The organism is Variovorax sp. 20P10.2.4, assembly GCF_058244205.1.
Window position 1 is genome coordinate 1 of the sequence record NZ_JBZAYE010000231.1, and the last position, 10,368, is coordinate 10,368.

Sequence of the window (10,368 nt, forward strand, 5' to 3'; positions counted from 1 at the left end):
CACGCACCGGCTGCAGGCCGGACCCTTCGCCTCGCGCGGCGAAGCGGGCGAGGCGGTGTCGCAGGTGCGCGAGAGCCTGCGCATCTCGCCGATGGTGGTCGAGCGGCGCTAGGAGCGTCCGGCCGCTGCGCTCACTCGAGCGGCTTGACCGGCGCGGGCACGTGCATCGCGACGTTCATGCGGTTCCACGAATTGATCTGCGCCACCGCGACCGTGAGCTCGGCGATCTCGAGGTCGCTGAAGGCGGCCTTCAGCGCCTCGTATTCGGCATCGCGCGCATCGTGGCGGTCGGCCATGCGCGTGAGCGACTCGGCCCAGGCCAGCGCGGCGCGCTCGCGCGCGTCGTAGAAGCTCATCTCGCGCCAGGTCGCGAGGCTGTTGATGCGCTGCCAGCCTTCGCCCTCCTTGCGCAGGTCGCGCACGTGCATGTCGAGGCAGTAGGCGCAGCCGTTGATCTGCGAGACGCGGGCGAACACGAGGTCGACCAGCTTCTTCTCGAGCGTGGTGTCGGCGATGGCGGTGTTGACCGACAGCAGGGCCTCGAAGGCCTTGGGCACGGTCTTGAACCAGTTGAGGCGGGGGGCGGTGTTCATGGCGATGTTCTCCAGTGGTTGACGATGAAATCGAGATACACACTGAAGACGCGCCAGCCCGCCGGCCTGTGACACGAAGTCGGAAAAAAATCAGCGCGCGAAGGCCGCGGCGATGCGCGCGAGCTTGTCGGGATTGCGCTGCGCGCGCACGCGCGCGATGCGGTCGCCGTCGAACTCGAAGGTCTGGGCCGACTCGAGCACGCCGCCGATGAAGCGCAGCAGGCCCGGCTCGCCGTTGAGGTCGACCAGCTCGGTGCGCACGCTGCGTTCCGGCTCGCCGCCCGCGTGGCGCCGCTGCACGGCGAAGTAGAGCTGCGCGATGCGGCGCGCGCCGACCAGCCCGTGCGTGAAGGTCTGGACCTTGCCGCCGCCGTCGCCGACCAGCTCGGCCTCCTCGGTGAAGAAGGCCTCGAGCTCGCGGACGCTGCCCTTGGCCGAGGCCTCGGCGAAGCTGCGCAGCAGCCGCATCTGGGTCTCGCGCGACACGCGATAGCGCGGCCGCCCTTCCTGCACCTGGGTCTTGGCGCGGTGCACGAGCTGGCGGCAGGCGGCCTCGCTCTTGCCGAGCATGCGCGCGATCTCGTCGTAGTCGGTGTCGAACACCTCGCGCAGCAGGAAGGCCGCGCGCGCCTCGGGCGCCAGCCGCTCGAGCACGGTCAGGAAGGCCACCGAGACGTCGTCGGCGCGCGCCAGCACTTCCTCGGGCGTGGCCGGCGACTCGGTCAGCATCGGCTCGGGCATCCAGTGGCCGCTGTAGTGCTCGCGCTGCACCTTGGCCGCGCGCAGCCGGTCGATCGACAGCCGGGTCACGACCGTGACCAGCCAGGCCTCGGTGCTGTCGAGCGCCTCGGTGGCGGTTTCGTGCCAGCGCAGCCAGGCGTCCTGCACGACCTCCTCGGCCTCGGCCACGGAGCCGAGCATGCGGTAGGCGATGCCCTGCAGGCGCGGGCGGTGGCGGTCGAAGGCGAGGGTGGCGGCGTCCATGAAGGCAAGACGGCTGGCGGTGCCGGTTTGTGACGCGGGGCCCCCAAAAAAAATCGCCCCGGCGTGCGGGGCGATTTTCTGCTGTCTCTGCTTGCTTACGCGCCCTGGTACTCAGGCTTGGGGCCGAGGCTGGCCGCCAGTTCCTTGCGGTAGCGATTCAGTTCCTGGACCGTCTTGAAGCTGCGGTTCATCAACAGGCTCAGGTTGTGCAGGATGCGCTCACCGACCTTGGTTTCCCAGACCGCGTCGAACTTGATCTGCTTGTCGAGCCAGTGCTCGAGCCAGTCCGGATCGGGCATGCGGCTCTGGATCGTGTCGTTCGGGAACAGCGCCTTGTTCACGTGCAGGTTGGTCGGGTGCAGCGCCTGGGCGGTGCGCCGGGCGCTCGCCATCAGCACGCCGACCTTGGTGAAGGCCGAACGGGCCTCGTCGCCGAACTTCTCGAGCGCGCGCTTCATGTAGCGCAGGTAGGCGCCGCCGTGGCGGGCCTCGTCCTGGCTCAGCGTGGTGTAGATGTGCTTGATGACCGGCTCGGTGTGCCACTGGGCGGCACGGCGGTACCAGTGGTTGAGGCGGATCTCGCCGCAGAAGTGCAGCATCAGGGTTTCGAGCGGGGGCGCCGGGTCGAAGTCGAAGCGCACCTCGTGCAGCTCGGCCTCGGTGGGGGCGTGCTGGGGGCTGAAGCGCTTCAGGTACTCCATGAGCACCAGCGAGTGCTTCTGCTCCTCGAAGAACCAGATCGACATGAAAGCGGAAAAATCGCTATCGTGGCGGTTGTCGCGCAGGAACATCTCGGTGGCCGGCAGCGCCGCCCACTCCGTGATGGCGTTCATCTTGATGGTTTGCGCCTGCTCTTCGGACAGCAGCGAAGCGTCGAACGACTGCCACGGGATGTCCTTGTCCATGTCCCAGCGGACGGATTCGAGCTGTCTGAAGAGTTCCGGATAGAGCATCTATATCTTTCTAAGGCCGCCGATTTTAAACGGCACGTTTGGCGCATCCATGACAGGCGCGCGATGATGCGAATACGTGCGCCGTCGCGGCACGGATGCGCCCCCCTTTTTGTGAACCAGGAGCCCGCCATGCGAACCCCCACCCCATTGTCGGTCCCGATGCTCCGTACGTCGGCAATGGCCCTGATTGCCGGCCTGTTGACCGCAACGGCACCGGCCTTCGCCCAGCAACCCGCGCCACCCGCACCGGCTGCCGCGCCCCAGGCGGCGGCAGGCTGTCCCGCCATACTGCAGCACACCTTCCCGCGGCTGCAGGACGAAAAACCACAGTCCCTGTGCCAGTACTCGGGCAAGGTGGTGCTGGTGGTCAACACCGCCAGCTTCTGCGGCTTCACGCCGCAGTACAAGGGACTGGAGGCGCTCGACAGCAAGTACCGCGCGCGCGGCTTGGTGGTGCTGGGCTTCCCGTCGAACGATTTCGCTCAGGAATCGGCTTCGAACAAGGAGATCGCCGACTTCTGCGAAAGCACTTTCGGCGTGAAATTCCCGATGTTCGGCAAGTCCTCGGTGCGCGGCTCGGACGCCAACCCGCTGTTCAAGCAGTTGGCCCAGGCCTCGGGCACGACGCCGAAATGGAACTTCTACAAGTACCTGATCGGCCGCGACGGCAAGGTGGTGCAGGCCTGGTCGAGCATGACGGCGCCCGACGAGAACGCCTTCATCTCGATCATCGAGAAGCAGTTGGCGGCCAATCCGGGCTGATGCCGGCAGGTTCGCACCGGCGATCGAATTCAAAACTGATCAGTTCACACGAAGACGTATCGGTAATATTATTTACCGATGCGTCAATCAGATTGTGAACGGATCGTCACAAATGCTTACCACTGCGGTGGGAACCGTGCGGCAAAGTCCTCGCTCATAACTCGCGTGGGCAGTGAATGCCCCACGGTTTTCATGTTGCGAGGTCTTCCGGGCGCTTGCCGTCTGGTCGAAATCCCGAGGCGATTCTTCTCCTCCTCCCTCCCTCCCTCCTTCGCGTCGGGGCGCCTCGCAGCATTTTTGTCTTCCAGCCAACCCGGGGCGGTGCCATGAGGCCGCCGACCCGGGTCGCCATCGTCGGCGCCGGCATCTCGGGACTGGCCGCAGCCCACGCGCTGCGCGATTCGGCCCGCATCACCCTCTTCGAAGCCAGTGACTACTTCGGTGGCCACGCCCACACGGCTACGGTCTCGCTGCCGGTTTCGCCCGGTTCGGGCGAACGCGGCGCGCACGGCGTCGACACGGGTTTCCTGGTCTACAACGATCGCACCTACCCCGAGCTGATCCGCCTGTTCGCCGACCTGGGCGTAGCGACCGCCGACTCGGACATGTCGTTCTCGGTCCAGGCGACGCGGCCCGGCGGCGGGCGCCTGGAATGGAGCGGCAGCAGCCTCGCGACCGTGTTCGCGCAGCGCCGCAACCTCGTCGACCCGCGCTTCCTGGGCATGCTGGCCGATCTGATGCGCTTCAACCGGCTGACCACGCGCATCGCGCTCGCCGGCACCGAGGGCGAACTGGCGCAGCCGCTCGGCGATTTCCTCGATGCCCACCGCTTCGGCCCGGCCTTCCGCGACTGGTATTTCCTGCCGATGATGGCCTGCATCTGGAGCTGCCCGACCGCGCAAATGCTGGCCTTTCCGGTCGCGACCATGATTCGCTTCTGCCACAACCACGGCCTGATCCAGATCGCCAACCGGCCGCAGTGGCGCACGGTGCGCGGCGGCTCGCAACGCTACGTCGAGAAGATCGTCGCGGGCCTGTCCGATGCGCGGCTGAACACGCCGGTGCGGCGCATCGAGCGCGACGCCGACGGCGTGCGCATCGCCACCGATGCCGGCACCGAGGCCTTCGACCACCTGGTGCTCGCCACCCATTCCGACCAGGCCCTGGCGCTGCTGGCCGAGCCCAGCCCCGCCGAGGCCGCGGTGCTCGGCGTGATCCGCTACCAACCGAACCACGCGGTGCTGCACACCGACGCCTCTGTGCTGCCCGAGCGGCCCTCCGCCTGGGCCGCCTGGAACTACCAGCGCGCGGACGGCGCGCGGGAATCGGGCGGCGTCTGCCTGCACTACCTGCTCAACAAGCTGCAGCCGCTGCCCTGGTCGCAACCGGTGATCGTTTCGCTGAATCCGGTTCGCGAGATCGCGCGTAGTGAGGTCATGGCCGAATACGACTACGCCCACCCGGTGCTCGATCTCGAAGCGATCGATGCCCAGTCGCGGGTGCCCGCGCTGCAGGGACAGCGCCGCACCTGGTTCGCGGGCGCCTGGATGGGCTACGGCTTCCACGAGGACGGCCTGAAGGCCGGCCTGGCCGCGGCCCGCGGCCTGCAGGCGCAGCTGGCGACCGGGAAAGCCGCCTCATGACCACGGCGGGGCCGTTGCCGCTGATCGGCTTCGGCGAGGTCCGGCATGCACGGCTGCGCCCGGCCCGCAACGCCTTCGCCTACCCCACCTTCTTCCTGCTGCTGCCGATGCGCGCCCTGCGCCGCGACGGCAGCCCGGCGCTCGCGTTCAACCGCCGCGGCGCGCTGTCCTTCCACGATGTCGACCATGGCGACGGCCGCGCGCCCGATGCCGGCGGCGCGCTGGCCTGGCTCGACGAACTGCTGGCGTCGCACGGCATCGACGACGCCGACGGCGAGGCCTGGCTGCACTGCTATCCGCGCGTGTTCGGCTACACCTTCAAGCCGGTCAGCTTCTGGTACTGCCACGACCGCGCGGGCGCGCTGCGCGCGATCGTGGTCGAGGTCAACAACACCTTCGGCGAGCGCCACTGCTACCTGCTCGACCGGCCGGCCTTCGGCCCCGAGCTGCGCGCGACCAAGGCCTTCCACGTCTCGCCGTTCTGCCGCATCGACGGCAGCTACCGCTTCCGCTTCTTCACCGACGACGAACGCACGCGCACCCTGGTGCGCATCGACCACGACGATGCCGACGGCCCGCTGCTGCAGACCAGCGTCGGCGGCGAACTCCAGGCGCTCGACGCGGCCAGCCTGCGGCGCGCGCTCTGGCGCTACCCCGCCATGACGCTGGGCCTGATCGCCCGCATCCACTGGCAGGCCGCGCGGCTGTGGCTCAAGCGCGTGCCTTTCGTCCACAAGCCGGCCCCGCCGCTTCATTCCGTGTCGCGCGGCGAGCCGCGCCAGCCGCAGGCGAATCCATGACCCCGACGACGACCACTGCCGACTCGCCCGCCTCGGGCTTCCACCTGCCGCAGGACGCGCCGCGCGCGGCCCGCAGCGTGCTGCGCCTGCTGCAACGCCTGGCGCACGGCTCGCTGACCGTGCGGCTGCCCGACGATTCGGTGCGCCACTTCGGCGCCGCGCCGGGCGAGGGCCCGACCGCCTCGCTCACGCTGCGCAACTGGACCGTCTGCAGCGCCGCGCTGAAGTCGGGCGACATCGGTTTCGCCGAGAGCTACATCGCGGGCGACTGGACCACGCCGAACCTGGTCGAGCTGCTGCGCGTGTTCGTGGCGAACCGGCGCGCGATCGAGAACGTGTTCTACGGCAGCTGGACCGGCCGCCTGCTCTACCGCCTGCGCCACCTGCTGCTGAACCGCAACAGCAGGACCGGCAGCGCGCGCAACATCCAGGCGCACTACGACCTGGGCAATGCCTTCTACGAACTCTGGCTCGACGAGACGATGAACTACTCGTCGGCCTGGTTCGAGGGCGACCTGACGCGGCCGATGCCCGAGGCGCAGCACGCCAAGGTGCGGCGCGCGCTCGCCATGGCGGGCGTGCAGCCCGGCGACCGGGTGCTCGAGATCGGCTGCGGCTGGGGCGCGCTGGCCGAGAAGGCCGCGACCGAATTCGGCGCCGCCGTCACCGGCGTGACGCTCTCGCACGAGCAGCTCGCCCACGCGCGCCAGCGCACCGAGGGCCTGCCGGTCGACCTGCGGCTGCAGGACTACCGCGACATCGGCCGCAGCACCAACGACGCGCCCTTCGATGCGATCTGCTCGATCGAGATGGTCGAGGCCGTGGGCCGCGAATACTGGCCGACCTACTTCGCGAGCGTGAGCCGGCTGCTCAAGCCGGGCGGGCGCGCCTGCATCCAGAGCATCGTGATCGACGACGGGCTGTTCGAGCGCTACGTGGACGCCACCGACTTCATCCAGCAGTACATCTTCCCGGGCGGCTGCCTGCCCTGCCCGCGCGAGTTCCGGCGCGCCGCCGAGGCTGCGGGCCTCGAGGTGGTCGACGAATTCGCCTTCGGCGCCGACTACGCCGAGACCCTGCGGCGCTGGCGCGAGCGCTTCCTGGCGCAGCGCGCCCAGGTGCTGCAGCTCGGTTTCGACGAGCGCTTCATGCGGATCTGGGAGTTCTACCTGGCCTACTGCGAGGCCGCCTTCGCCGAACGCAGCATCGACGTGGTGCAGTACACGCTGCGCAAACCCTGAGGCCGGGCCCACGGCAAAAAAGCGCCGGAAGGCGCTTTTTTCATGGGCGAAAGCCGTTCAGCGGCTCAAGGCTGGGTGTCGATGAAGCTCGGGCGCTGCATCAGCTTGTTGTAGAGCTTCGCGAGGTTCGCGTGCTCGGCGCGCCACTCGATCTCGGGGAAGCGCAGGTTCAGCCAGCCCAGGGTGCAGCCCACCGCGATGTCCGACAGGCTCAGGTGGATGCCGCTGCAGAACGGCTTGTCGCCCAGGCCCTTGGCCATGGCGGCCACGCCGGCCTCGACCTTGGCGCGCTGGCGGTCGATCCAGGCCTCGCTGCGCTCGCCGTCGGCACGGCCGGACCAGGTGCGCTCCAGCCGCCACAGCACGCCGGCGTCCATCACGCCGTCGGCCAGCGCCTCCCAGGTCTTGACCTCGGCGCGCTCGCGGCTCTGCTGGGGAATCAGCTTGCCGACCGGCGACAGGGTGTCGATGTATTCGACGATCACGCGCGAGTCGAACATCGCCTCGCCGCCTTCCATGATCAGGCACGGCACCTTGCCCAGGGGGTTCGAATTGGCGATGGTCGTGTCGGGCGACCAGACGTCCTCGATCACGAACTGGTAGTCGAGCCGCTTCTCGGCCAGCACCACGCGCACCTTGCGCACATAGGGACTGGCGGCGGATCCGATCAGTTTCATGAAGGCTCTCTCCCTCGACATTGATAACGTTTGTTCATAATCATTTTAGGGGAACGCCAAAGCCCGGCTTTCGGTGTACCGGGTTCGTCCCCGGGCGGCCCGCCTAAAATTCGGGCATGAGCTTCTCCACCGTCTCCGCCCTTTCCCCCCTGGACGGCCGTTACGCGGCCAAACTCGCGGCCCTGCGCCCCCTGATGAGCGAGCAGGGCTACATGCACCGGCGCGTGCAGGTCGAAGTGGCGTGGTTCATCGCGCTGTCGGACTGCGGCTTCGCCGAATTCAAGCCGCTGACCGGCGGCGCCCGCAAGTACCTGATGGGCCTGGTCTCGCACTTCTCCGAGGCCGACGCGCTGGCCATCAAGGAGATCGAGAAGACCACCAACCACGACGTGAAGGCGGTCGAATACTGGATCAAGTCCAAGTTCGAGGCCCGCCCCGAGCTGCTGGCCGCGGCCGAGTTCGTGCACTTCGCCTGCACCAGCGAGGACATCAACAACACCAGCCATGCGCTGCAGATCCAGGCTTCGCGCGACACCGTGCTGCTGCCCGCGATCGACGGCCTGATCGCCAAGCTGCGCGAGATGGCGCACCAGTTCGCCGACGTGTCGATGCTCTCGCGCACCCACGGCCAGACCGCCAGCCCGACCACGGTCGGCAAGGAGATCGCCAACGTGACGGTGCGGCTGTCGAAGGCGCGTGCGCAGATCGCCTCGGTGCAGCTGCTGGGCAAGATGAACGGCGCGGTCGGCAACTACAACGCCCACCTCGCAGCCTGGCCCGACTTCGACTGGGAGGCCTTCAGCCGCAAGGTCGTCGAGACCCCGGCGCCGCTGGGCCTGGGCCTGAGCTTCCAGCCCTACAGCATCCAGATCGAGCCCCACGACTACATGGCCGAGCTGTTCGATGCCGTGGCGCGCGCCAACACCATCCTGGTCGACTTCTCGCGCGACGTCTGGGGCTACGTGAGCCTGGGCTACTTCAAACAGCGGCTCAAGAAGGGCGAGATCGGCTCCTCGACCATGCCGCACAAGGTCAACCCGATCGACTTCGAGAACGCCGAGGGCAACCTGGGCCTGGCCAATGCGCTGCTGCGCCACCTGAGCGAGAAGCTGCCGATCAGCCGCTGGCAGCGCGACCTGACCGACAGCACGGTGCTGCGCAACATCGGCGTGGCCTTCGGCTACGCGACCCTGGCCTATGCGAGCCTGGCCACCGGCCTGGGCAAGCTCGAGCTCAACCGCGACGCGCTCGCGGCCGACCTCGACGCCTCGTGGGAAGTGCTGGCCGAGCCGATCCAGACCGTGATGCGCCGCTTCGGCGTGCAGGGCGCCTACGAGCAGCTCAAGGAAGTGACGCGCGGCCAGACCGTGACGGCCGAGGCGCTGCATGGCCTGATCCGTTCGCTCGCGATTCCCGAAGAGGAAAAAGCCCGCCTGCTGGCCATGACACCGGCCAGCTACGTGGGCAAGGCGGCCGAACTCGCCGGTAGAATCTGACGCCCTGTGCATCGATGCACCAACCGCTTTTCTCCTTTTTAAGCGGTCGGTTCGTTCGCTGAAGCCGTCCGAGGGCGGCCGATTCGTTTCGATCGCCCTTTCCGGTTTCCTTCCAATTTCCTAGCCAACGCACGCCGCATGCCGGCCGTGCGCCAGCCAGCAACACTTCCGTGCGGGACGCCTCGGCGTCCCCGTTGTCCATGCTGCGCGCTTCCCTGCGACGTCTCTGGCTCAAGATCCATCGCTGGGTCGGCCTCACGCTCGGCCCGATCCTCGCCGTCACCGCCCTGCTCGGCGCGGCACTGGTCGTAGGCCAGCCCCTCGACCGCCAGGCCCACCCTGAACTCTTCGTCGCGCGCACGGCCGGCGACGCCACCGCGGCGCGGCTGCCGCTGGAACCGCTGCGCCAGCACCTGCTGGCCGAGTTCGGCCCCGACACCAACCTGACCCTGCGCCCGCCGCGCCAGCCCGGCGACAGCTACTGGGTGCTGGTGCGCGGCAGCTGGGACGGCACGGTCTACCTCGACCCCTTCACCGGCGCCGAACAGGGCCGGCGCGGCACCCAGGAAGGTGCCTACAACCTGATCTACAAGATCCACAACAGCCTTCTGCTCGACAGCACCGGCAAGGGCATCCTGGCCTTCGTCGCGCTGTCCTACCTGGTGCTGCTGGTGACGGGCCTGGTGCTGTGGTGGCCGACGCGCTGGCCGCCCTCGCTGCGCATCGTGCTCAACCGCGGCCTGCTGCGCGGGCTGTTCGACCTGCACCGCACGGGCGGCGCGGTGCTCGGCCTGCTGATCGCGGTGTCGGTCGCCACCGGCGCCTACATGGCCTGGCGGCCGCTGGGCGATTTCATCTCCGCCGCCATGGGGCAGAAGCCGGTCAAGGCGCCGACGATCGCCAAGGGCACGGCCCAGGGCCCGCGCCTGCCGCTGGACGAGCTCGTGGCGCGCGCGCAGCAGGTCCATCCGGGCCAGCCGATCGGCTACGTGGCGGTGCCCGGCAAGGCCGACCGGCCCGTGCGCGTTCGCTTCAAGCTGCCCGACGACCCGCATCCCAACGGCATCAGCTCGGCCTGGCTCCACCCGGTCACCGGCGAGGTGCTGGCCGCGCGCAAGTGGCAGGAGCTCGATGCCGGCAACGGCTCGGTGGCGGTGATCTTTCCGCTGCACACCGGCGAGCTCGGCGGCGTGGTCCACGAGGTCGTGACCGCGCTGCT

11 protein-coding genes are annotated in these 10,368 nt (G+C 68.5%); 7 read left to right on the plus strand and 4 right to left on the minus strand.

What is annotated here, in order from left to right; all coding sequences use genetic code 11:
- The first annotated feature begins 10 nt into the window (after positions 1-10).
- The gene (locus AC27VN_RS20945) at positions 11-112 is read left to right on the plus strand and encodes an SPOR domain-containing protein (RefSeq protein WP_490877760.1); all 102 of its coding nucleotides are present in this window, start codon (positions 11-13) and stop codon (positions 110-112) included.
- A 19-nt stretch (positions 113-131) separates the two neighbouring features.
- Here the strand turns inward: AC27VN_RS20945 and AC27VN_RS20950 are convergent, their stop codons facing one another.
- From AC27VN_RS20950 to AC27VN_RS20960, 3 genes are all read right to left on the minus strand, one after another.
- A complete protein-coding gene (locus AC27VN_RS20950; protein ID WP_490877753.1) occupies positions 132-593 on the minus strand; it encodes a carboxymuconolactone decarboxylase family protein in 462 nt (153 codons plus the stop codon).
- 90 nt (positions 594-683) lie between these two features.
- Positions 684-1,577, minus strand: a complete 894-nt coding sequence (locus tag AC27VN_RS20955; RefSeq protein WP_093351416.1) for an RNA polymerase sigma-70 factor — start codon at positions 1,575-1,577, stop codon at positions 684-686.
- A gap of 95 nt (positions 1,578-1,672) precedes the next feature.
- On the minus strand, positions 1,673-2,530 hold the full coding sequence (locus tag AC27VN_RS20960; RefSeq protein WP_057597796.1) for a ferritin family protein: 858 nt from the start codon (positions 2,528-2,530) through the stop codon (positions 1,673-1,675).
- Between the two features lie 129 nt (positions 2,531-2,659).
- Here AC27VN_RS20960 and AC27VN_RS20965 point away from each other — a divergent pair, with 129 nt between their 5' ends.
- From AC27VN_RS20965 to AC27VN_RS20980, 4 genes are all read left to right on the plus strand, one after another.
- Complete coding sequence (locus tag AC27VN_RS20965; RefSeq protein ID WP_490877761.1) at positions 2,660-3,292, plus strand: glutathione peroxidase; 633 nt, start codon at positions 2,660-2,662, stop codon at positions 3,290-3,292.
- A gap of 326 nt (positions 3,293-3,618) precedes the next feature.
- Positions 3,619-4,935, plus strand: a complete 1,317-nt coding sequence (locus AC27VN_RS20970; protein ID WP_490877754.1) for an NAD(P)/FAD-dependent oxidoreductase — start codon at positions 3,619-3,621, stop codon at positions 4,933-4,935.
- Positions 4,932-5,735, plus strand: coding sequence for a DUF1365 domain-containing protein (locus tag AC27VN_RS20975; protein ID WP_490877755.1), 804 nt, complete (start codon positions 4,932-4,934; stop codon positions 5,733-5,735). The genes AC27VN_RS20970 and AC27VN_RS20975 overlap by 4 nt, the downstream gene beginning before the upstream one ends.
- Entirely contained in the window at positions 5,732-6,976 is a 1,245-nt protein-coding gene (locus AC27VN_RS20980; RefSeq protein ID WP_490877756.1) for a class I SAM-dependent methyltransferase, read from the plus strand. Before AC27VN_RS20975 ends, AC27VN_RS20980 begins: the two co-directional genes overlap by 4 nt.
- 65 nt (positions 6,977-7,041) lie before the next feature.
- Here the strand turns inward: AC27VN_RS20980 and AC27VN_RS20985 are convergent, their stop codons facing one another.
- The gene (locus AC27VN_RS20985) at positions 7,042-7,653 is read right to left on the minus strand and encodes a glutathione S-transferase N-terminal domain-containing protein (RefSeq protein ID WP_490877757.1); all 612 of its coding nucleotides are present in this window, start codon (positions 7,651-7,653) and stop codon (positions 7,042-7,044) included.
- Between the two features lie 116 nt (positions 7,654-7,769).
- On the opposite strand from AC27VN_RS20985, the gene purB reads away from it, so the two are divergent.
- The gene (gene purB, locus AC27VN_RS20990) at positions 7,770-9,149 is read left to right on the plus strand and encodes an adenylosuccinate lyase (protein WP_490877758.1); all 1,380 of its coding nucleotides are present in this window, start codon (positions 7,770-7,772) and stop codon (positions 9,147-9,149) included.
- Positions 9,150-9,349: 200 nt separating this feature from the next.
- A partial coding sequence (locus AC27VN_RS20995) for a PepSY-associated TM helix domain-containing protein (protein ID WP_490877759.1) occupies positions 9,350-10,368 on the plus strand: 1,019 nt, incomplete at its 3' end.

What these genes read in the sequence shown, in the direction of transcription:
- AC27VN_RS20950 (WP_490877753.1), bottom strand. Translation starts at nt 593, where the DNA reads ATGAACACCGCCCCCCGCCTCAACTGGTTCAAGACCGTGCCCAAGGCC.
- AC27VN_RS20955 (WP_093351416.1), bottom strand. Translation starts at nt 1,577, where the DNA reads ATGGACGCCGCCACCCTCGCCTTCGACCGCCACCGCCCGCGCCTGCAG.
- AC27VN_RS20960 (WP_057597796.1), bottom strand. Translation starts at nt 2,530, where the DNA reads ATGCTCTATCCGGAACTCTTCAGACAGCTCGAATCCGTCCGCTGGGAC.
- AC27VN_RS20965 (WP_490877761.1), top strand. Translation starts at nt 2,660, where the DNA reads ATGCGAACCCCCACCCCATTGTCGGTCCCGATGCTCCGTACGTCGGCA.
- AC27VN_RS20970 (WP_490877754.1), top strand. Translation starts at nt 3,619, where the DNA reads ATGAGGCCGCCGACCCGGGTCGCCATCGTCGGCGCCGGCATCTCGGGA.
- AC27VN_RS20975 (WP_490877755.1), top strand. Translation starts at nt 4,932, where the DNA reads ATGACCACGGCGGGGCCGTTGCCGCTGATCGGCTTCGGCGAGGTCCGG.
- AC27VN_RS20980 (WP_490877756.1), top strand. Translation starts at nt 5,732, where the DNA reads ATGACCCCGACGACGACCACTGCCGACTCGCCCGCCTCGGGCTTCCAC.
- AC27VN_RS20985 (WP_490877757.1), bottom strand. Translation starts at nt 7,653, where the DNA reads ATGAAACTGATCGGATCCGCCGCCAGTCCCTATGTGCGCAAGGTGCGC.
- purB (WP_490877758.1), top strand. Translation starts at nt 7,770, where the DNA reads ATGAGCTTCTCCACCGTCTCCGCCCTTTCCCCCCTGGACGGCCGTTAC.